Origin of the sequence: Brucella daejeonensis (assembly GCF_014199265.1) — a bacterium.
Taxonomy (GTDB): domain Bacteria; phylum Pseudomonadota; class Alphaproteobacteria; order Rhizobiales; family Rhizobiaceae; genus Brucella; species Brucella daejeonensis.
The window spans coordinates 1-20,081 of the sequence record NZ_JACIJG010000033.1; the positions used below are offsets into that span (position 1 = coordinate 1).

Consider the following 20,081-nt stretch of genomic DNA (forward strand, 5'->3'; position numbering starts at 1 on the left):
CACTAGATACATAAACTTACTAGTGGTCTTTTCGATTCCGACATTTGCTCGGCGCCTGTATCAGAGGGATGCAAATGTCGGAATCAGACCACTAGAGCCTATCTCCCAAAAATGGGAACCGGTTTTCGGGATGCGCTCCAAATCGGTTAACTCATCCCCAAAAAGCCTCGGATTATGATTTTCAGACCCGTTCCGGTTTCCGAAGCGGAAGCGGTGGCCGACATTCTGACAGGGCGAAGAAACTTCGCCAGCCGGAACAGATGCGATATACATCAATTGTATGAATCTTGCCGGGCGGGGGCAACGTGAACCGGAATAATGCGACAGGCCGGACTGCGGCCGGTGATTTTCGCTGGGGCATATGGGGCACGGGCGCGATTGCCGGGGCCTTTGCCGCCGACATGCAGGCATGTGCGGGAATGCGCGTCACCGCGATCTGCTCGCGCAAGGCGGAAACCGCAGAGACATTTCGCCGGAGAATCGGCGCCGATGCCCGCTCCGTCAAAACTTTCGGCGATTCAGGCGAATTCCTCGCCCATCCCGATATCGATGCCGTTTATATCGCAACGCCGAGCGCCATGCATGTGCTGCAAGCCATGCAGGCGATCGCGGCGGGCAAAGCCTGCCTGATCGAGAAGCCGCTCTCGCTCGACCCAGCAGGCGCGGACCAGATCGAGGCGGCAAGCAAGGCACGGAACGTGTTTGCCATGGAAGCCATGTGGAGCCGCTTCCTGCCCGCCATCAGGGCGGCGAGGCAGCATATCGACAGTGGACGCATCGGCACGGTCACGCATATCGAGGCCGATCTTTCCCATATCCGCGCCTATGATCCACAGAGCCGGTTCTTCAATCCCGGTCTCGGCGGCGGCGCGGCCTTCGACCTTGGCGTCTATCCCGTTTCGCTGGCGCTCTGTTTTCTGGGCCTGCCGGATCAGGTCGACGGGCGCTGGCAGCGCGCGCGCAGCGGCGTGGACATGCGCGCCGAATTCGAGCTTGGCTGGCAGGGCGCAACGGCGAAGCTTTCCTGCGGCTTCGACCGCGATGGCGAAAACCACATGTTGATCACGGGAACGAAGGGCGCGCTTTTGATCCACGCGCCTTTTTTCAAGGCGCAGCGACTGACATTGTTCTCGGCTTTCGCGGCGCGCCCGCCCTTCGGACCGAACGGTGGCGGCAGCTTTATCGGCAAGGTCATGAACCGCCTGCCTTTGCCGGGTCGTACGATCGAAAACCATGCCTTTTCCGGCAATGGGCTGCAATTCCAGGCAAAAGCCGTGCGCGACGCGGTGCGCGCCGGGCGGATATCCGACCCGACCATGCCGATGGGTCACAGTGCAGCCGTGACCGATATCGTCTGCAAGGTGCTGGAGAAGGACTGACGCGACAGTTGCAAACGCGTCAAGCCGTGGTGAAAATGGTTCAGCTTCGGGAGCAGAACCGAGGCTGGGCGCGCAGAATGCCATGCGCACCGTCGAGGTGGCCCGGTTTCAGCTCCAGCGCCAGAAAGCGCCGCTTCTCGAAGGGGCCGGGCATGGCAAGACTGCCGGTCTTTTCCGCCGTGAAGCCGAAGCGCCCGTAATATTCCGGGTCGCCGACGAGCAGGATCGCCCCGTGACCGAGCCGCCCGGCTTCGGCAATCGCATGGCGCATCAGCGCCGAACCGATGCCGCAACCGGCAACGGAAGGATCGACGGCAAGAGGCCCCAGCAGGAGAGCGGAAACCGGAAAACCGAAAGCGTCGAGACCGGCATGGATGTTCCACAGCCGGACGGTGCCCACCAGCGCGCCGTCGTCGGCGACCGCCGAAAAAGCCAGGCCTTCGGTGGGAAGACGGCCGCGACGCAGCTTCTCCGACGATTTGCGGCGACGGCCTTCGCCCATAGCGCGGTCGAGCAGCGCCTCACGCGCGAGCACATGCTCCAGCGCTTCGCCCGCAATCGAAAATGCAGGAGCGAAAGCGGTTACGGCATTTTCCGAAATGTTCAAATTCACGTTCATCACATCTATCCCCGCAGCATGAGCGGCAGCACACCTCGCCCGGCGCCTTTCGGCACCGGACGGATTGAGAGGATCCTTCGGAAGCAGGCCCCCGAAGGATCAGATGACGTAGGATCGGAGCGGTTCGAAACCGTTGAACGCCACCGCCGAATAGGTGGTGGTGTAGGCGCCCGTGCCTTCGATGAGGATTTCGTCACCGATAGTCAGCGAAACCGGCAGCGGATAGGGCGTCTTTTCATACATGACGTCCGCGCTGTCGCAGGTCGGGCCGGCCAGCACGCAGGGTTCGGTTTCGCCGCCGTCACGCGGGGTCACGATCTGGTAGCGGATCGCCTCGTCCATGGTTTCGGCCAGACCGCCGAACTTGCCGATGTCGAGATAGACCCAGCGCACATTGTCGTTGTCCGCCTTTTTCGAAACCAGAACCACTTCGGTCTTGATCACGCCTGCATTGCCGACCATGCCACGGCCCGGTTCGATGATCGTTTCCGGGATGCGGTTGCCGAAATGCCGGGACAGCGCGTCGAAGATCGCCATGCCGTAAGCCTGCGCGGTCGGGACGTCCTTCAGGTAGCGGGTCGGGAAACCGCCGCCCATATTGACCATGCGCAGCAGGATGCCCTCGTCGGCCAGCGTGCGGAACACCTTTGCCGCATCACCGAGCGCACGATCCCAGGCGGTCAGGTCCGTCTGCTGCGAGCCGACATGGAACGATACGCCATAGGCATCGAGGCCGAGCGACTTTGCATGACGCAGAACGTCGATCGCCATGGCGGGCACGCAGCCGAACTTGCGCGACAGCGGCCATTCGGCGCCTTCGCCATCGGTCAGGACGCGGCAGAAAACGCGGCTGCCGGGAGCGGCGCGCGCGATCTTTTCCACTTCTTCCACGCAATCGACCGCAAAGAGGCGGATACCCAGTTCGAAAGCGCGCGCAACATCGCGCTCCTTCTTGATGGTGTTGCCATAGGAGATACGGTTCGCAGTTGCGCCGGCTTCAAGCGCCATTTCGATTTCGGCGACCGAAGCCGTGTCGAAGCAGGAGCCGAGCGACGCGAGCAGGCGCAGGATTTCCGGCGCGGGATTTGCCTTCACCGCATAGAAGATGCGTGAATAGGGCAAAGCCTTCTCGAAGCTCTGATAGTTTTCGCGCACGACATCGGTGTCGACGACGAGGCAGGGACCGTCCGGACGGCGGGTGTTGAGGAAGTCGATGATACGCTGCGTTGCCATGGTCGTTCTCCCACACGGCTTGTCTCTGCCGTTTGTAAGGGGACAAAGTGTGCATGAACGCCTTCGCAGTGAGGTCAGCCTTTGGAGGTGCTGATGTCACACGAAAACACATGCGGCGATGGAACAACGCTTGAATTCGCGTTACTCCGCTTTGTCTGCCTTGGATTGGAATTGGAGAACCGCATCCGCACTACCGGCAATGAAGGTGTGCCTCTTCAGTAGTTTCGGCTTTTGGACAGCCGAAAGACACCAGAAAGGCCCGCACCGTCGTTGCTTCAAGATGTCCTCGATCTGGCGGTTGGCCATCAGATCGACTGGAGCGGTTAGGTCCAGGTACCGTACCGAATTCCTCACCATTCGAGGATCGGCGGACACCCACAGGCACGTGCGACTTTGGGCAAGTGCGATATAAGCGTAAAGTCATGACCTTTCAATGACAAATATTTCGTTGACCGATTTTATTTTTCACGAAACGGGATTGAACGGCGTGCTTGCCATTGTTCATTATTAGTGAAACATTCGGACGTCAGATTTCGGTGCCGATGCCCCGAAAGCCCCTTTATTTGCCGAATGTTGTGAACAATGGCCAGCTACGATCCCCTCAACGCAATCATTGCGAAGCCCGAAAAGCCCGTTGCCCATGCGACAGGGGGACCGCTTGAAGGCGAAAGGCTGGCGGTCAAGGACATTTATGACGTCGCCGGAATGGCGACCGGATGCGGAAATCCGCAGATTCTGGCCGAATCGGCGCCCGCCGCGAAATCCGCTCCGGTGGTTGAAAAGCTCCTTGCCGCGGGAGCCGAATTCATCGGCAAGGCACAAACAGACGAACTGGCCTTTTCCCTCATGGGGCAGAACGCGCATTATCCCCATCCCGTCAATCCGGCAGCGCCCGACCGCGTCACCGGCGGATCGTCGTCCGGTTCGGCGGCAGCGGTGGCGGGCGGACTTGCCGACATCGCGCTCGGCTCGGATACGGGCGGTTCCATCCGCGCGCCTGCAAGCTTTTGCGGATTGATCGGGCTGCGCACCACGCATGGCCGCATTCCGCTTGAAGGCATCATGCCGCTTGCGCCCTCGCTCGATACCATCGGCTGGTTTGCCCGCAACATCGCCCTTTACGAAAAGGTCGGCGCTGTCCTCATCGGCGACGATGCGAGAGACTTCAGCCTGACACGGCTTCTCTACATGCCGGTTCTGGAACAGCTATTGCTCGGCCAGGACGAAACCGATGCCTATCGTGCCATGTTCGCGGAGGTGCGTCCGCATTTCACCAGTCTCAAGGCGGCCAGCCAGCCGACGCTTTCCATAGACGAACTCTATCTCGTCTTCCGCCATGTTCAGGGCGCGGAAGCATGGGCCGCCCACGGCGACTGGATATCCTCCGGCGACCGCCGGCTCGGTCCCGGCGTGGCCGATCGCTTCGCCTTCGGGTCGGGGATACCTGCCGATCTCGTTGACCGGCAGCGCCTGCGCCGGGCGCAATTCACGCAGGAACTGGAGCAGATCATCGGCGATGACGCGCTCCTCGCCCTGCCGACCGTGCCGGGGGCCGCTCCTCTCGCAGATCAGCCGTTCGAAGCATTGCAGGCCTATCGCGAACAGGCGCTGCGCCTGCTCTGCCTTTCCGTACTTTCGGGACTGCCGCAGATCACCGTGCCATTGGGGCAGGTGCAGGGTGCGCCGTTCGGCATTTCCTTCATCGGGCCGCGGGGCAGCGACCGGGCGCTCATCCGGCTCACCGGAACCATCCTGGAAAAGCGGGGCTAGACGATGGACACACTCACACGGATGCGCGCTTTCATCGATGTGGTCGAGGCGGAGGGTTTTTCCGCCGCCGCACGCAAGATCGGGCGCTCGAAGGCGCTGCTTTCAAAATATGTGCGGGAACTGGAAGACGAGCTTGGCGCACGGCTTCTCAACCGCACCACGCGGCAGTTTTCTCTCACCGAGGCCGGACACACCTATTATCACCGCGCGGTGGAAATCATCCGCGAGATCGACGCGCTGCAAGATGCCGTCAGCGAAACCAGTTCCGACGCGCGCGGGCGCATCAAACTGTCCGCGCCGCGCACTTTCGCCGATGCCGTCATCGGCCAGTCGCTGATCGATTTCTGTCTCGCCCATCCCGAAATCGTGCTCGATGTGCGCCTCGACGACCGTTTTGTCGATCTGGTCGAGGAAGGCTTCGACCTCGCCATCCGCATCACGCGCTTGCAGGACTCTTCCCTCATTGCAAAGAGGCTTTCGCCTTTTCATTCCATTTTGTGTGCGGCGCCCGACCTGATCGCCCGTGTCGGCAAGCCGGAACGGCCCGAAGACTTAAGCGACCGGCCCTGCATCATCGACACCAATGCGCGTTCGCGCAACAACTGGCATTTCCGCAATACCGACGGTTCCATGATGACCGTGCCGGTCAACGGTCCCATCGAGGTCAACAGCCCCGTCGCCACCAAGAATGCGGCGCTTGCCGGGCTCGGTTTCTGCATGTTGCCCGCCTTCATCGCCGAGGAGGAGATCGAGCGCGGCAGGCTCGTCGCCTGTCTGGACGAATTCATCGTCAAGGACGGAGGCATCTATGCGGTCTATCCGCACCGGCGCTATCTGCCGGCCAAAATCCGCGCGCTCGTGGATTTTCTGACGCAATGGTTCAAGGACAGAGAGAGCGGATCGAGAGAAAGGCTCTGAATTTCCGGGCATCGTCCCACTTTCGCCGCCTTCAGAATTAAGCATTGCATTATATTCACGGGATCACCCATGCCGCATTCGACATCATGGCTCAAAAGCCGGTTTGTCCGGTTCGCCACAGTCGGCATAGCTGCCGCAAGCGCACTGCCTTCGCCTGCGCTCGCACATCCGCATGTGTTTGCCGAAGCGCGGCTGGAACTGACCGTCGCGCCGGACGGCGCGGTTGAAAAGCTCGCCCATGTCTGGCGCTTCGACGACGTGTTTTCCTCAACCGTGCTGATGGAATTCGACAAGAACGGCGATCTTCAGCTCGACAAGAACGAATTGCTCGACCTTGGCCGCGTCATCAACGAATCCATTGCGGAATTCAAATATTTCCAGAGCGTTCTCGATAACGGCAAGGACGTGAAAATGGCGAAGCCAACCGATCTCGCCGCGACCTTCACCGACAATCGCCTGCTGATCGTCTTTACCAGCAAGCCGGAACAACCGCTGAAACTTGCGGCGGGGCACAAGGTCAGCTTCGGCGTCTATGACCCGACCTTCTATACCGCCATCGATTACGTCAACGACAACGATCTCGTGGTGAACGGCCTGCCCGCCGGTTGCGCACCGAAGGTCGTCCGGCCCGATCCCGACGAGGCGCTCGCCCAGAATCAGGCATCGCTGACCGAAGCTTTTTTCAACGATCCGGCAGGTACCGATATGTCGAAGATTTTTGCCACCCGCCTTGAAATCGATTGCGCAACGAGCGGAAAGACCGGCTGATGAGAAAACCGGCCCCCTTCATTCTGGCCCTTTGCCTTGCGATGGTCGCTGCGCAGGCCTATGCGCAGTCATCGCTCGGCATAGGCGCGAATGAGGTGGCAATGAAGCCGACCGGACCTTTTGCGCATGTCATCCTCTGGATGAACGAGCAGCAGCGCTCTTTTTATCTCGCCATGACGACGGCGCTCAAAGCCATGCGCGAAGACCCGTGGCAGGCCTCGGTTCTGGTCGGGCTTTCCTTCGTCTACGGCATTTTTCATGCCGCCGGTCCGGGCCATGGCAAGGCCGTCATCTCGTCCTATATGATCGCCAATGAAACGGCGCTGAAACGCGGTATCTTCCTGTCCTTCGTCTCGTCGCTTTTGCAGGCGATCATGGCGGTCGCCGTGGTGGGCCTTGCATGGCTCGCATTGCGCGGAACCGGCATTTCCATGAACCGGACCGCCCGCTACATGGAGATCGCGAGTTTCGCGCTCGTGCTCTTTTTCGGCCTCTGGTTGCTGGGGCGCAAACTGCCGCTCCTGTTTGCGAAGCGCGAGGAGCCGAACCCCGCCGCCGCGCTTTTTGCCGCCGCGCCGCAACCGGCCATGGCCCCTGCATGGCAGGGCAGCATTTCGCAATCCACCCGCGCGGCCGCGACCGCCAGCACGGTGAAGCTCAATTACAAACCCGCGGCCGCATCCGCCGATCACGTCTTCATCGGCGAGGGCGATGTCTGCGCGGCCTGCGGCAATGCCCATATCGCCGATCCGGCCATGCTGGGCGACGGTTTCAACTGGAAGACGGCATGGTCGGCGATATTCTCGGTGGGCCTGCGCCCCTGTTCCGGCGCGCTGATCGTTCTCACCTTCGCGCTCCTGAACGGGCTGATGCTCGGCGGGCTGCTTTCCGTTTTCGCCATGGCCTTCGGCACGTTCATCACCGTGGCGGTCCTCGCCACGCTGGCCGTGACCGCCAAGAACACGGCGCTGCGCTTTGCCGGCAGCAAAGCCATGTCGAGCCGATTGAAGGCGGGAATAGAGGTTTGCGCCGCCCTTTTCATCGCACTGACGGGCGCACTGCTTCTCGGCGCTTCGCTTGTCGGGTGATCAATCCTTCTTCTGGCGGCGCGAGCGCAGCCAGAAGATGGCGAAGAAACCGAGTACGAAGACGATGGGGAAGATGATCGCCGCGATCTGCGAACGTTCGCCCAGCGCCAGCATGATGCTGGGTACGAAATAGGCCAGCCCCCCGAAACCGATCAGGATAATGGCGGCGGCTATCGCCGGATTGCTCTTCTTATGTTCAGCCAAGATCGCGAAACTCCTCCAGCTTCTTCTTCTGCTGGCCGTCACTATCAAAGTTTTCCGGTGCAAGCCATGCCTGATAGGCTTGCCTCAACGCAGGCCATTCGCTGTCGAGGATGGAGAACCACGCCGTATCGCGATTCCTGCCCTTGGCCACCATATGCTGGCGGAAAACGCCTTCGAACCGGAAGCCGAAACGCTCGGCGGCACGTCTGGAAGGCCCGTTGTCATTATGGCATTTCCACTCGTAGCGGCGATAGCCAAGCGCATCGAAAACATATTGCATGAAGAGGAACTGCGCTTCGGTCGCCGCCGGTTTGCGCGAGATCAGCGGCCCCCAATAGATGCTGCCGATCTCGATCACCCCGTGCGCCGGATCGATGCGCATCAGGGCCTGCCGCCCGGTCACCTTGCCACTCGCCTTGTCTATAACGGCGAAAAACAGCGGATCGTCGCCTTTGGACGCCTTTTCCAGCCAGGGCTCGAACTCGGCCCGCGTTGCCGGCGGAAATTCGAACAGCCAGGTGAAACGCCGGTCTGCATCGGCCACGGAGGAGGCGGCGAAAAGCTCATCGCCGTGTTTGTGTGGGTCCAGCGGCTCCAGCCGCACATAGCGCCCTTCCAGCAGCTTGCGTTCCGGCTTCGGACGCGGCGTCCAGTTCTGCAAATCAGTCATGCTGTTCTCCCAACCGGGCAACAGGAGCATAAAACCCGCCTTGCCGAAACCGGATTATTGTCCCCGCGTCATTTTTCCCGGATAGCGGCGCGATCCACCGAAACCGCCTTTACCAGCGCCACCGCCTCGTCCCCGACGCGCAGCGCCAGATCGTCCACCGAGCGGCGCGTCAGCCGCGCGCCGAGACGACGCCCGTCAAAATCGAGCGAGACATGCGCGTTCGGCCCCTCGCCCGCCTCGATCCCCGTCACCGTGACCGGGAGAAGATTGCGGATGCTGATCGCTTCGGGGATTTTCCGCGCAATCGAAACATCGCGGGCGCGCACCCGCAGCCGCACATGCATGTCCGGCTTCAGCCCCGCATCGCTCAACTGGAAAGTTGCACCGCCAAGATCGATCTCCGCCAGCTTGTAGCGCTCGTCATAGGCCGAAACCGTGCCCTCAAGAAGCACGCCGCCGCCATCGCTTTCCGCATCGATGAGCGGGAAGATTTTCGCCGCCGCGCCGTTCGCCGTCACCCGGCCAGCCGCCAGCAGCACGATCTCGTCGGCAAGCCGCGCCACCTCGTCGATCTCGTGGCTCACATAGACGACAGGCACCCGGCTCTCGTCGCGCAGCTTCTCGATGAAGGGAAGGATTTCCTGCCTGCGGGCGTGGTCGAGCGAGGACAGAGGCTCGTCGAGCAGCAGAAGTGCGGGATCGGACAGAAGCGCGCGCCCGATGGCGACACGCTGGCGTTCGCCGCCGGACAGCGTCGCGGGACGACGATCCAGAAGACGGTCGATACCCAGAAGCGCCACCACCTCGTCGAAACTGCGCAGGCTCCGCCTTTTCCCGGCCCAGCGGGCATAGGTCAGATTGCGCCGGACATTCATGTGCGGGAAAAGCCGCGCATCCTGAAACACATAGCCGATACGGCGGTTTTCCGGCGGCAGGTCTATGCCCTTCTGCGTATCGAGGAGCACGAAATCGCCCACGGCGATACGCCCGCTATCCGGGCGCAGCGTTCCGGCGATCATTTTCAGCAACGTCGTCTTGCCCGCACCGGAATGGCCGAACAGCGCCGTCACGCCGCCATTGGCGGTAAACTGCGCCTCGACGGCGAATTTCCCGCTGCGCCCCCGGACGGAAACCTGAAGCCCGTTCATGCGGTTTCTCCGGCAAGCTTGCGCTGCAACCATTCCGACAGCACCACCGCGGCAATCGAAATGGCGGCGGAAACGGCAATCAGGCGGAAAGCCCCGGCATCGCCCGCCGGGGTCTGCAACAGGGCATAGATCGCAAGCGACAGGGTCTGCGTCTCGCCCGGAATATTGGAAACGAAAGTGATCGTCGCGCCGAACTCGCCCAGCGCCTTGGCGAAGCCCAGCACCGCGCCCGCAAGCACGCCCGGCAAGAGCGGCGGCAGGATGACGGTGAAGAAGGCGACGAAGCGGTTCGCGCCAAGTGTGCGCGCCGCTTCCTCCAGCCCGCGATCCAGCCCCTCTATCGAAAGCCGGATCGGCCGGACGAGCAGCGGAAATGCCATGACGCCCGCCGCAAGGGCCGCGCCCGTCCAGCGAAAAGAAAAGGAAAGCCCGAGCCATTCCTGCAAGGGCGCCCCAAGCGCCCCGCGCACGCCGAACAGGATCAGAAGCATATAGCCCGTCACCACCGGCGGCAGCACCAGCGGCATGGTGACGAGCGCCTGCGCCAGCGACTTGCCCGGAAAGTGGAACCGGGCAAGAACCCACGCAACGACAAACGCAATCGGCAGGGCGACGATGATAGCCATTCCGGCAACCCGGAGCGACAGCAGGACGATCTGCCAGAGATTGCCTTCAATCATTTACCGAGCAGCCTCCGCAGCACCCACAAAGCCCTTGTCCTCGATGATCGCCTGCCCCGCATCGCTTTCAAGGAAAGCGAGAAAGGCCCTGGCGGCATCGTTTTCGTTCTTTTCGATCAGCGCCGCCGGATAGAGGATCGGCGCATGGCTCGCCGCCGGAAAACGATAGGCTTCGACCAGATCCCGCACAACGGCGCGATCCGATGCATAGACGATGGCCGCCCTCACCTCGGCGCGGCTGACATATTGCAGCGCAACCCGCACATTCTCGGCAAAGACCGCGTTCTTTTCAACATCCTTCCAGATGTCGAGCTTTTCAAGCGCGGCCTTGCCATACTTGCCCGCTGGAACATTGGACGGATCGCCCATGGCGAAACGTCCGGCGCTCAGAAGTTCCTTCGCTTCGCCCTTCGCCACATCCTTCTGCGTTGCGATAACCAGCGCATTGCCCGCGATCACCTTGCGCGAGGCCTTGTCGATGGCGCCCGCCTTTTCGACATAATCCATCCAGTCCAGATCCGCGGAAATGAATATCTGCGCCGGTGCGCCCTGTTCGATCTGCTTGGCCAGAACCGACGAGGATGCGAAGGACGCCGCGACGTCCGTGCCGTCCCTGGCCTTCATCTGCTTCGCGGCTTCTTCGATCACGTCCTTCATGCTGGCGGCGGCGAAAACCGTCACCTTCCCGGCGGCATGAGCAACCGGGACAGTGCCAGCGGCAATCGTGATAAGAAATACGGCGATCAGTTTTTTCATGAACCTTCTCCATCCGGCCCGCGGCAACGGGCAAAAACCATCATCCGCCGGAAAACCGGCGCTGTTTCCATTCAGGCATCGGCCCTCCCGATGCGCTGACTTGCGATGATGGGTGTGATGGAGGCAAACGCGACCCGGATGCCGTCAAACCCTTGACGCACGGGCGTCCATGCAAAAGCCGCCCAAAATTCCGTAACGAATTCAGATCGTTCCAGAACCAACGCCACCATAATGCGGTGAAATCTGTTTGGCTAGAGCATGTCTCCTGAAAGTGGGAACCGGTTTTAGGATAAAGACATGCTTCAAAACAAAACTTAAAGCGTGATGCGGCATCAACTGCCGATATGCCTGTGCGCGCCCCGTTGTTCGGCAAGCCTCACCTGCTTCTGGCGCTCGGCATAACGGGCGCGGTCTTCCGGTGTGCGCTCGTCATGACAGGCCGCGCAGGAAACACCTTCCTCGAAGAACTGCGAAAGCTTGTCTTCCGGTGTGATCGGGCGGCGGCAGGCGCGGCATAGCTCCACATCGCTTTCGGCAAGGCCGTGGCCGACCGCGACGCGCTCGTCGAAAACGAAGCACTCGCCGTTCCACATGCTTTGCTCGCGCGGGATTTCCTCCAGATATTTCAGAATGCCGCCCTTGAGGTGAAACACATCCTCGAAACCCAGGCCCTTGACGAAGGCCGTTGCCTTTTCGCAGCGGATGCCGCCGGTGCAGAACATCGCGATCTTCTTGCCTTCCAGCCTGTCGCGGTTCTGTTCGACCCATTCGGGAAACTCGCGAAAAGTTCTGGTCTGCGGATCGATCGCGCCTTCGAATGTGCCGATGGCATATTCGTAATCGTTGCGCGTATCGACCACCACCGTGTTTTCGTCGGCAATGAGCGCATTCCAGTCCTGCGGCGCGACATAGGTGCCCACGCTTTGCAGCGGATCGATCCCCTCGATGCCCATGGTGACGATCTCGCGCTTCAACCGCACCTTCATGCGGTGAAACGGCATGTCGCTGGCATGGGAATATTTGAGCTCCGGTTCGGCGAGACCGGGGATCGACGTGATATGCCGGACGAGCTTTTCGATTGCCCCGGCCGTGCCGGCCACGGTGCCGTTGATGCCTTCAGCGGCAAGCAGAAGCGTGCCCTTGATGCCGTTCGCGGCGCAAAGTTCTGTCAGCGGCTCGCGCAGGCTTTCATATTGCGGCAGCGGTGCGAAGCAATAAAGGGCGGCAACGGTGAAAGGCAAATTACTCATCTGTCCAGTCTTCTCTGAAAGTTCTCAGAGCCTGCTCCAAAAGTCGCCATGAGTGGCTGCAAATGGCAATTTTCTGCGTTCCGGTGCTCATGTACGGTGAGTACACTCTAGCTCCGGTACTCGAAAACCACCATTTTCGCACACACATGCCGCTTTTTGATTCAGGCTCTCACCGCAACTAATCCCCGTATGGGACGAATTCAAGTCAACTTTATCCCCGCTCTGCCAACTCGGTTCAAAATCGTCCTCGAAGACCAACTTTTCGAGGAGAGATCGATGTTCGACAGCCAAACGATAGCAGCCCTGATCCTGATGGCGCGCGAGGCAAAAATCGATCCGGCGGCTTTGCTGGCGATTGCGGAAGTGGAAAGCGGCGGTCGCGCGCTATACAATGTCAATGAAAACAAGGAGCCTGCAATCCGTTTCGAGGGACATTATTTCGACCGCAGGCTTTCCGGTCGCCTGCGCGACTATGCCAGAGCCAACGGCCTGTCGGCGCCGGGCGCGGGACAGATACGCAATCCGAAATCGCAATCGGGGCGGTGGCTCCTGCTGGAACGCGCCATGGGGCTGAACCGGAAGGCGGCGCTGGAATCCACATCCTGGGGGCTGGGACAGGTCATGGGCGCGCATTGGGAATGGCTCGGTTATGCCACCGTCGACGATCTCGTGGCGGAAGCACGCGAATCGGTCGCCGGTCAGGTCCGGCTGATGCTGCGCTTCATCGAAAAGGCGGAACTTCTCGAAGCGCTGGAAGCCCGTAACTGGCGCGAGTTTGCCCGGCGCTACAACGGTCCCGCCTTTGCCCGCAACAAATACGATACTCGCATGGCGGAAGCCTATCAGCGCTGGCATAAACAGGCCGACCGTTTTAAAACGGCCGCGTGAACAAGGCCCCTTCGGTGGTGGACAAACTGCCGAAGGGGAATTAGAGCGGTTCCTGTCTCAACGGAAACCGCTCTAATTTTTAGTTTTAAGCATTTCCGAACGCAAAACCGTTTCACACTTTTGCCGGAAATGCTTTAAATCGATTTATCCGTACCCAAACAGCAGAGCAAGCCGATGTCGCAGAAAACCGATCTTCTCGTTCCCATCATGAAAGGCCAGCCGGTCATCCCGGTCCTGCTGATCGACAAGGCGGAGCAAGCCGTTCCGCTGGCGCGTGCGCTTGCCAAGGGCGGCCTGCCCGCCATCGAGATCACGCTGCGCACGGCAGCCGCGCTCGATGCGATCCGCGCCGTTGCGGCGGACGTACCCGAAGCGATTGTCGGCGCAGGCACTATTCTCAACGCCAGACACTATGAAGATGCCGCGAAGGCAGGATCGCGCTTCATCGTCAGCCCCGGCGCGACGAAATCTATCGTGGCAGCGGCCAATGACAGTGAAGTCCCGCTTCTGCCTGCCGCCATCACGCCAAGCGAAATGCTGATGCTGCGTGAGGAAGGCTATTCGCACCTGAAATTCTTCCCGGCCGAACAGGCGGGCGGCGCATCCTTCCTGAAAGCGCTTTCGTCTCCGCTTGCAGACACCTTCTTCTGCCCGACCGGCGGCATCAGCCTCGCCAACGCCAGGTCCTATCTTTCGCTGCCCAACGTAATCTGCGTCGGCGGTTCCTGGGTCGCACCGAAGGAACTGGTGGAAGCCGGCGACTGGGACGCGATCACGAAGCTCGCAAGCGAAGCGGCTGGCCTGAAAAACTGAACGGCCGGATATGGAAGCATGACGGGGAGCCCTTCGCGGGCTCCCTTTTTTGTTTGTGCGGACCGGAAGGCTCGCCCGGTTCCGTCCTGGCGAAAAGATTGCCCTTTGAAATACTCTTGTAATTTTCATTATACATCTGTATTCAGGAGTCGAGTTCGCTATGGGCTGGCGGCAGAGGAGCCTTCCCGGGTGATCTTTCAAGCAATCGGACAGGAGGAAGTCCGTCCGGTTTCCAAGGGAGGAATTTATGAAAAAGCTTGCTATGCTGGCGGCTCTTGCTGCCTTCTCGCTGCCGATTTCGGCCGTGGCGCAGGATGCGCCGGGCACGACCAAAAAAGACAGCTATCGTTTCGTGATCGTGCCGAAGGTCGTTCATCCGTGGTTCGACAAGGTCAATGAGGGCGCGCAGCAGGCCGCTGCGGCGCTGAAGGCGCAGACCGGCGCGAATGTCGAAATCGTCTATTCGGCCCCGCAGAGCGCCGATGTCGTTCAGCAGAACCAGATCATCGACAGCGCGCTTGCTACCCAGCCGGACGGCCTTGCGCTCGATCTTCTCGACCCGTCGGGCAACCGCGCCTCGCTCGAAGAAGCGCAGGCGCAGGAAATTCCGCTCGTCCTGTTCGATTCCGTTCCGCCTGAAGGCATGTCCATCACCCATATCGGTTCGGATTTCTGCGAACAGGCAAAGATTGCCGCCCGCCGCCTCGTCGAGATTCTGGGTGGCGAAGGCGAAGTCGCGATCATGATGGGCGTGCCGACCGCGCCGAACCATTCGATCCGCGCCGATTGCCATCGCGAGGTGTTCAAGGAACATCCGGGCATCAAGGTCGTTGCCGAAGGCATCGACAATGACAGCATCGAAACCGCGCAGCAGCAGGCTGCCGCCATCATGCAGGCCAATCCGAACCTGAAGGGCTGGGTCGCATCGGATGCCGCCGGGCCGATCGGCATCGGTCAGGCCATCGTCGAAGCCGGCAAAGAAGGCAAGGTCACGCTGGTCGGCCTCGACAACCTGCCGGAAATGCTCGACATGATCCGCAACGGCGTCGCCGACAGCTCTTCCGCTTCGCAGCCGGAGCTTCAGGGCTACTGGTCGGTCATGACGCTCTGGGCTCAGGCGACCGGCGCACCGGTTCCGGGCTATATCGACACCGGCAACGCTTTCCTCACCAAGGAAAATCTGGGCAACTGATCCGTTCCGATCTCGTTGCAGGAGCACGGGGAATTCCCGTGCTCCATTTTTCCTTTCTGTCCGGCGTTCGCGGATCGTTTATCCGCGACGGCTGGATGGCTGCCCAAGGTGTCCCTCATGGCGTATCTTGAAACTAGCGGACTGGGCCGGGACTTTCCCGGCGTGACCGCACTGGACGGCGTCGACCTGAAAATCGAACTGGGTCGGACGCATATTCTCGCCGGAGAAAACGGCGCCGGCAAATCCACGCTGGTCAAAATCCTCACCGGAACCGACAGCGCCTCGCGCGGACAGGTGCTGATCGACGGTCGCGATCCGGCGACCGACCCCTCGCTCTACAAAAACGTCGCCTATGTTCCGCAGGAACTCACCCTCTTTCCGCAGATGAGCGTTGCGGAAAACCTGTTCATGCCGTTCAGCCGCACCGGGCATGGCGGTTTTCTCGTCAACCGCAAGGCGATGATGGAGGAAGCAAAATCCTATCTCGACCGCTTCGGCATCGAGGCGCGCCCGGACGATCTGGTGGTCGATATTTCGGTGTCCGACCAGCAGCTTCTGCAGATTGCGCGCGCCTGCACCAACGAGCAGATGAAGGTTCTCATTCTCGATGAGCCGACGTCATCGCTGACGCGTGTCGAAGTCGAGCGCGTTTTCAAGGTCATCCGCGGACTGCTGGATCGCGATCACGCCATCGTCTTCATCAGTCACAAGATGGAGGAAGTCTTCGAGATCGGCGATGACTATACCGTGCTGCGCAATGGCGCCAGGATCGAAAGCGGCAGGATCAGCGATATTACGGAAGCCGATCTCATCCGCGCCATGTCCGGCCGCGACCTGTCTTTCGACGAGCATTTCCGCCCCTCGACGCCGACATCGGAAACCATCATGCAGGTGCGGGGGCTGTCCGGTCCGCGTTTCGACGACATCAGCTTCGATCTGCGCAAGGGCGAAATCCTGGGCTTTGCGGGTCTCGTCGGCGCCGGGCGCTCCGAGGTCATGCAGACGATCTTCGGCTTTCTCAAGGCGACGGCGGGGGAAGTGACGGTCGAAGGCGAGAAATGGACGCTCAACGACACGTCGCGTTCGGTTGCAGGCGGGATGCTCTATCTTTCGGAAGAGCGCAAGCATCACGGCATCCTGCCGCTCCTGTCGCTGCGCGAGAATATCGGTATTTCGGTCCTGTCGCTCACCAGTGGCAAATTCGGCATCAGCGACCGCCGCGAGCGCAATATCGTGCAGAAGATCATCGACGATTACGGTATCCGCACCGCGGGCATGGGCAAGCGCATCTCCCAGCTTTCGGGCGGCAATCAGCAGAAGGCGATCATCGGCCGCGCCATGGCCACACGCCCGCGCGTGCTGATCTTCGACGAACCGACCAAGGGCATCGATATCCGCACCAAGTCGGAGATTTACCGCATCATGAAAAATCTCGCCGAGGAAGGCGTGGGCGTCATCCTCGTATCCTCGGAACTCAACGAATTACAGAAATGCGCAAGCCGTATCGTCACCATGCATAACGGCCACATCACCGGCGCGTTTTCAACGGCGGATACCAGCAATGAAACTCTCGTGGGCGCGATCTTTGGAACAGAGGTAAAAGACGATGCAGATTAAACCCTTTTCCAACCTTTTCCGCACGCCGCTTGCCGGGGTCTTCGTGGCGCTATTGGTGATATTCGCCCTGTCGGCGATCCTGTCGCCCTATTTCCTGACGCCTTACAACCTGTCGGTCGTGGCGCGCGGTCTGGCCTTTGTCGGGCTGATTACCATCGCGCAGTCGATGCTGATGGTTCTGGGCGAACTCGATCTCTCGCTGGGCGTGATCGGCGGGCTTTGCGGCATCGTATCGGGCATCCTGATGGTGCGAATGGGCCTTGAACCCTACTCGGCCATGCTGCTCGCCGTCCTGCTGGGGCTCGGCCTCGGCCTCTTCAACGGCTTTCTCGTCACCTTCCTGCGCCTGCATTCGCTGGTGCTGACCATCGGCACGGCAGGAATTTTCGGCGGCGCCAATCTGGTGCTGACGCGCGGCGTCGCCATAACCGGCATCCCGCGCGACGTGCAATATCTCGGTCGTGGCGATCTTCTCGGCGTACCGGTCCCCTTCCTCATCATGTTCGCCGCGCTCCTGATCGCGACCTTCGTGATGCTGAAGACGCCCTTCGGCCGCTATATGTATGCCATCGGCAACAATCGCGATGGCGCGCGCATGCTGGGCATCCGCGTGAATCGCGTGCGATTGCTGGTATTTGGAGGCGCTGGCGCCATTGCCGGGCTTGCGGGCGTGCTGATGGTCGCCCGCCTCGGAACGGCCCAGCCATCCATCGGCGATAGCTGGGTGCTGGCGCCGATTGCGGCATCCGTCATTGGCGGCGTCGCCACAACGGGCGGCATCGGCAGCCCTGTCGGTGCGATCTTCGGCGCGGGTATCATCGCCATCATTGAAAATATTATCGTTCTGTTCGGTGTGTCCCCCTATTGGCAGGGCATTGTCTCGGGCGCAATTGTGGTGCTGGCTATCTCTTTCGATTCCATATCGCGCCGCTATCTGCGCCGGGAAGCCGATTGATCCCAATGGCCCGAACAGGCGACGCGTTTAGGAAAGCTACAGGAATGAATGAACAAGTCAGAACCAAGAAGCTGATCAACTCGCCCGAAAACATCATTGCCGAAATGATCGAGGGCATGGTGGCGGCCCATCCCGACATGCTGCGCGTCGAGGGCGAAACGGGCCGTGCGGTCGTGGCGGTCGATGGCCCGCGCGAAGGCAAGGTCGGCATCGTGGTGGGCGGCGGTTCGGGCCACGAACCGGCTTTTGCGGGCTATGTCGGGCGCGGCCTTGCCGATGCCGCGGCGGTCGGCAACGTGTTTGCCTCGCCCTCGCCCGCCCATATCGCCGAAGCGGCGCGGGCGGCCGATGGCGGCGCCGGCGTGCTGATGCTCTACGGCAATTATACCGGCGACGTTCTCAACTTCACCATGGCCGCGGAAGAACTGGCGCAGGACGGCATGGACGTGCGCCATGTCGCCGTTGCCGACGACGTGGCTTCGGCCCCCCTCGACCGCAAGTCGGAGCGGCGCGGCATCGCCGGGGATTTCTTCGTTTTCAAGGTGGCGGGCGCCGCAGCCGATCTCGGCGAACCGCTGGCGCGCGTCGAGGCGCTGGCGCAGGCGGCCAATGAGGCAACACGCTCCATGGGCGTGGCGCTCAGCCCCTGTTCGCTGCCACAAACCGGCAAACCGAATTTCACCATCGGGAACGATGAGATGGAAATCGGCATGGGCCTGCACGGCGAACCCGGCATCCGCCGTCAGAAACTCGCTCCCGCCGACGACGTCACCGATGAACTCATGGCGTCCATTCTGGAAGAACTGGCGCTCGGTGACGGCGACCGCATCGCCGTTCTGGTGAACGGCCTCGGTGCAACTTCGCAGATCGAACTCTATCTCATCTTCCGCCGCGTGAAGCAGATCCTCGACGGCAAGGGGGTTCACATCCACGCGTCATGGGTCGGCGAATATGCCACCTCGCTCGAAATGGCCGGCGCGTCGGTCACGCTGATGAAGCTCGACGCCACATTGCAGGCCCTGCTCGACCATCCGTGCCACACACCGGCCCTGACGGTCGGAGCCGTGCAGGCGAGCGACCGCGAACCGGCTTCGCATCGCAGAACCATGCGCGCCGCCGAACACAAGGAAGCGGCGACCGACGCTCCGCGCAAGCTCATCACCGATGGCGATATAACGCCCGCGCTTTTCAAGGCGATGATGATGAATGTCGGAAACCAGATCGTTGCGGAAAAGAACTGGCTTTCGGAACTCGATGGCGTGATCGGCGATGGCGACCACGGAATCACCATGGAGATCGGCTGGAAGGCCGTGCAGCACGCGCTGGAAGACGAGCAGGGCGACGAAACCATCGAAGGCATCTGCAAGCGCATGGCCAAGGCGTTTCTCGATGCGGTCGGCGCGTCGTCCGGCCCGCTCTACGCAACGGCGTTCCTGCGGGCGGGAACAGCGGTCGGCAACCGGCTCAATCTCAATGGGTCCGGCATGGTCGAATGGCTTGCGGCGGCTTCGCAGGGCATTCGCGATCGCGGACGCGCCGATCCGGGCGACAAGACGATGATCGATGCCTGGGTTCCCGCTGTTGAAGCCGCAACCGCGGCCGCGAAGAGCGGAAAAACGACGCTGGAAGTCCTGATTGCCGCGCGCGACGGAGCGGAAGCCGGCATGAAGGCGACGGCGGCAATGGAATCCCGCCGCGGACGGTCGGCAAAGCTCGGCGAGCGCTCCATCGGGCATATCGATCCGGGCGCCGCCTCGACCTTCGTCACGCTGCGCGCCATGGCCGAAGCCCTGCAAGCCAGGGCTTGATTCAAATATTGCAGGGGCGGCGCGGCACGCTAGGGTCTAAACCCAATTAGGATTTGGAGCGTGGTATGGTCGAAACTGGCACAGTTTCAGGAGCGAAACCGAAGGTGGGGTGGTTCCCCATCGAGGTTTCGCGACGCCAAAATGGGTCATTTTCGTCATATCCCTTCGGGACGTGGCGGATTTTGCCCCTGAATACGTCGAAAAGTCCTCGTGGTGGGGGACACCACGTCGGCCTTTCCTCCTGTTCAGGAACAAAATCCGGCTCGCGCCACGCCCGAAACCTAATTGAGTTTAGACCCTAAAGCGGGATGATTTTAAGTCGGAT

At 61.1% G+C, this 20,081-nt stretch carries 19 protein-coding genes and 1 pseudogene; 12 read left to right on the forward strand and 8 right to left on the reverse strand.

Annotated features, from left to right (window positions below; translation table 11 throughout):
- The first annotated feature begins 305 nt into the window (after window positions 1-305).
- Window positions 306-1,379, forward strand: a complete 1,074-nt coding sequence (locus tag FHS76_RS21530) for a Gfo/Idh/MocA family protein (RefSeq protein WP_328700560.1) — start codon at window positions 306-308, stop codon at window positions 1,377-1,379.
- 40 nt (window positions 1,380-1,419) lie between these two features.
- Here FHS76_RS21530 and FHS76_RS21535 read toward each other — a convergent pair whose 3' ends face one another.
- Both FHS76_RS21535 and odc2 read right to left on the reverse strand, forming a co-directional pair.
- On the reverse strand, window positions 1,420-1,998 hold the full coding sequence (locus FHS76_RS21535; RefSeq protein ID WP_183658119.1) for a GNAT family N-acetyltransferase: 579 nt from the start codon (window positions 1,996-1,998) through the stop codon (window positions 1,420-1,422).
- A 99-nt stretch (window positions 1,999-2,097) separates the two neighbouring features.
- Window positions 2,098-3,231, reverse strand: coding sequence for an ornithine/lysine decarboxylase (gene odc2, locus FHS76_RS21540; RefSeq protein WP_183658122.1), 1,134 nt, complete (start codon window positions 3,229-3,231; stop codon window positions 2,098-2,100).
- A 582-nt stretch (window positions 3,232-3,813) separates the two neighbouring features.
- On the opposite strand from odc2, the gene FHS76_RS21545 reads away from it, so the two are divergent.
- The 4 genes from FHS76_RS21545 (at window position 3,814) to FHS76_RS21560 (ending at window position 7,775) form a co-directional block, all read left to right on the forward strand.
- Window positions 3,814-5,001: an amidase gene (locus tag FHS76_RS21545; RefSeq protein ID WP_183658125.1), complete on the forward strand. Its 1,188-nt coding sequence runs from the start codon at window positions 3,814-3,816 to the stop codon at window positions 4,999-5,001.
- 3 nt (window positions 5,002-5,004) lie between these two features.
- Window positions 5,005-5,919 carry a LysR family transcriptional regulator gene (locus tag FHS76_RS21550; protein WP_183658129.1) on the forward strand — a complete coding sequence of 305 codons (915 nt, stop codon included), beginning with the start codon at window positions 5,005-5,007 and terminating at the stop codon, window positions 5,917-5,919.
- 69 nt (window positions 5,920-5,988) lie between these two features.
- The gene (locus FHS76_RS21555) at window positions 5,989-6,687 is read left to right on the forward strand and encodes a DUF1007 family protein (protein WP_183658132.1); all 699 of its coding nucleotides are present in this window, start codon (window positions 5,989-5,991) and stop codon (window positions 6,685-6,687) included.
- The gene (locus FHS76_RS21560; RefSeq protein WP_183658135.1) at window positions 6,687-7,775 is read left to right on the forward strand and encodes a nickel/cobalt transporter; all 1,089 of its coding nucleotides are present in this window, start codon (window positions 6,687-6,689) and stop codon (window positions 7,773-7,775) included. The genes FHS76_RS21555 and FHS76_RS21560 overlap by 1 nt, the downstream gene beginning before the upstream one ends.
- Here FHS76_RS21560 and FHS76_RS21565 read toward each other — a convergent pair whose 3' ends face one another.
- From FHS76_RS21565 to trhO, 6 genes are all read right to left on the reverse strand, one after another.
- Window positions 7,776-7,979, reverse strand: a complete 204-nt coding sequence (locus FHS76_RS21565; protein ID WP_183658138.1) for a hypothetical protein — start codon at window positions 7,977-7,979, stop codon at window positions 7,776-7,778.
- A complete protein-coding gene (locus FHS76_RS21570) occupies window positions 7,972-8,649 on the reverse strand; it encodes a GNAT family N-acetyltransferase (protein ID WP_183658142.1) in 678 nt (225 codons plus the stop codon). The genes FHS76_RS21565 and FHS76_RS21570 overlap by 8 nt, the downstream gene beginning before the upstream one ends.
- A 68-nt stretch (window positions 8,650-8,717) precedes the next feature.
- Window positions 8,718-9,797: a molybdenum ABC transporter ATP-binding protein gene (gene modC, locus FHS76_RS21575; RefSeq protein WP_183658145.1), complete on the reverse strand. Its 1,080-nt coding sequence runs from the start codon at window positions 9,795-9,797 to the stop codon at window positions 8,718-8,720.
- The gene (gene modB, locus FHS76_RS21580; RefSeq protein ID WP_183658148.1) at window positions 9,794-10,477 is read right to left on the reverse strand and encodes a molybdate ABC transporter permease subunit; all 684 of its coding nucleotides are present in this window, start codon (window positions 10,475-10,477) and stop codon (window positions 9,794-9,796) included. The genes modC and modB overlap by 4 nt, the downstream gene beginning before the upstream one ends.
- Window positions 10,478-11,233, reverse strand: a complete 756-nt coding sequence (gene modA / locus FHS76_RS21585; RefSeq protein WP_183658151.1) for a molybdate ABC transporter substrate-binding protein — start codon at window positions 11,231-11,233, stop codon at window positions 10,478-10,480.
- Window positions 11,234-11,565: 332 nt separating this feature from the next.
- On the reverse strand, window positions 11,566-12,483 hold the full coding sequence (gene trhO / locus FHS76_RS21590; RefSeq protein WP_183658153.1) for an oxygen-dependent tRNA uridine(34) hydroxylase TrhO: 918 nt from the start codon (window positions 12,481-12,483) through the stop codon (window positions 11,566-11,568).
- Window positions 12,484-12,545: 62 nt separating this feature from the next.
- On the opposite strand from trhO, the pseudogene FHS76_RS22825 reads away from it, so the two are divergent.
- The 7 genes and pseudogenes from FHS76_RS22825 to dhaL all read left to right on the forward strand — a co-directional run.
- Window positions 12,546-12,663: pseudogene (locus tag FHS76_RS22825) on the forward strand (flagellar basal body P-ring protein FlgI); the annotation flags it as partial.
- Between the two features lie 96 nt (window positions 12,664-12,759).
- Window positions 12,760-13,371 (forward strand): N-acetylmuramidase family protein, encoded by a 612-nt coding sequence (locus FHS76_RS21595; protein WP_183658156.1) that lies wholly within the window; start codon window positions 12,760-12,762, stop codon window positions 13,369-13,371.
- A gap of 174 nt (window positions 13,372-13,545) precedes the next feature.
- Window positions 13,546-14,184 (forward strand): 2-dehydro-3-deoxy-phosphogluconate aldolase, encoded by a 639-nt coding sequence (locus tag FHS76_RS21600; RefSeq protein WP_183658160.1) that lies wholly within the window; start codon window positions 13,546-13,548, stop codon window positions 14,182-14,184.
- A gap of 247 nt (window positions 14,185-14,431) precedes the next feature.
- Window positions 14,432-15,376 carry a substrate-binding domain-containing protein gene (locus tag FHS76_RS21605; RefSeq protein ID WP_183658163.1) on the forward strand — a complete coding sequence of 315 codons (945 nt, stop codon included), beginning with the start codon at window positions 14,432-14,434 and terminating at the stop codon, window positions 15,374-15,376.
- A gap of 117 nt (window positions 15,377-15,493) precedes the next feature.
- The gene (locus FHS76_RS21610; RefSeq protein WP_183658166.1) at window positions 15,494-16,993 is read left to right on the forward strand and encodes a sugar ABC transporter ATP-binding protein; all 1,500 of its coding nucleotides are present in this window, start codon (window positions 15,494-15,496) and stop codon (window positions 16,991-16,993) included.
- Window positions 16,983-17,948 carry an ABC transporter permease gene (locus FHS76_RS21615; protein ID WP_183658169.1) on the forward strand — a complete coding sequence of 322 codons (966 nt, stop codon included), beginning with the start codon at window positions 16,983-16,985 and terminating at the stop codon, window positions 17,946-17,948. The genes FHS76_RS21610 and FHS76_RS21615 overlap by 11 nt, the downstream gene beginning before the upstream one ends.
- A gap of 44 nt (window positions 17,949-17,992) precedes the next feature.
- Window positions 17,993-19,756, forward strand: coding sequence for a dihydroxyacetone kinase subunit DhaL (gene dhaL / locus FHS76_RS21620; RefSeq protein ID WP_183658173.1), 1,764 nt, complete (start codon window positions 17,993-17,995; stop codon window positions 19,754-19,756).
- The last annotated feature ends 325 nt before the right edge of the window (window positions 19,757-20,081 follow it).

What these genes read in the sequence shown, in the direction of transcription:
- FHS76_RS21535 (WP_183658119.1), bottom strand. Translation starts at nt 1,998, where the DNA reads ATGAACGTGAATTTGAACATTTCGGAAAATGCCGTAACCGCTTTCGCT.
- odc2 (WP_183658122.1), bottom strand. Translation starts at nt 3,231, where the DNA reads ATGGCAACGCAGCGTATCATCGACTTCCTCAACACCCGCCGTCCGGAC.
- FHS76_RS21545 (WP_183658125.1), top strand. Translation starts at nt 3,814, where the DNA reads ATGGCCAGCTACGATCCCCTCAACGCAATCATTGCGAAGCCCGAAAAG.
- FHS76_RS21550 (WP_183658129.1), top strand. Translation starts at nt 5,005, where the DNA reads ATGGACACACTCACACGGATGCGCGCTTTCATCGATGTGGTCGAGGCG.
- FHS76_RS21555 (WP_183658132.1), top strand. Translation starts at nt 5,989, where the DNA reads ATGCCGCATTCGACATCATGGCTCAAAAGCCGGTTTGTCCGGTTCGCC.
- FHS76_RS21560 (WP_183658135.1), top strand. Translation starts at nt 6,687, where the DNA reads ATGAGAAAACCGGCCCCCTTCATTCTGGCCCTTTGCCTTGCGATGGTC.
- FHS76_RS21570 (WP_183658142.1), bottom strand. Translation starts at nt 8,649, where the DNA reads ATGACTGATTTGCAGAACTGGACGCCGCGTCCGAAGCCGGAACGCAAG.
- modC (WP_183658145.1), bottom strand. Translation starts at nt 9,797, where the DNA reads ATGAACGGGCTTCAGGTTTCCGTCCGGGGGCGCAGCGGGAAATTCGCC.
- modB (WP_183658148.1), bottom strand. Translation starts at nt 10,477, where the DNA reads ATGATTGAAGGCAATCTCTGGCAGATCGTCCTGCTGTCGCTCCGGGTT.
- modA (WP_183658151.1), bottom strand. Translation starts at nt 11,233, where the DNA reads ATGAAAAAACTGATCGCCGTATTTCTTATCACGATTGCCGCTGGCACT.
- trhO (WP_183658153.1), bottom strand. Translation starts at nt 12,483, where the DNA reads ATGAGTAATTTGCCTTTCACCGTTGCCGCCCTTTATTGCTTCGCACCG.
- FHS76_RS21595 (WP_183658156.1), top strand. Translation starts at nt 12,760, where the DNA reads ATGTTCGACAGCCAAACGATAGCAGCCCTGATCCTGATGGCGCGCGAG.
- FHS76_RS21600 (WP_183658160.1), top strand. Translation starts at nt 13,546, where the DNA reads ATGTCGCAGAAAACCGATCTTCTCGTTCCCATCATGAAAGGCCAGCCG.
- FHS76_RS21605 (WP_183658163.1), top strand. Translation starts at nt 14,432, where the DNA reads ATGAAAAAGCTTGCTATGCTGGCGGCTCTTGCTGCCTTCTCGCTGCCG.
- FHS76_RS21610 (WP_183658166.1), top strand. Translation starts at nt 15,494, where the DNA reads ATGGCGTATCTTGAAACTAGCGGACTGGGCCGGGACTTTCCCGGCGTG.
- FHS76_RS21615 (WP_183658169.1), top strand. Translation starts at nt 16,983, where the DNA reads ATGCAGATTAAACCCTTTTCCAACCTTTTCCGCACGCCGCTTGCCGGG.
- dhaL (WP_183658173.1), top strand. Translation starts at nt 17,993, where the DNA reads ATGAATGAACAAGTCAGAACCAAGAAGCTGATCAACTCGCCCGAAAAC.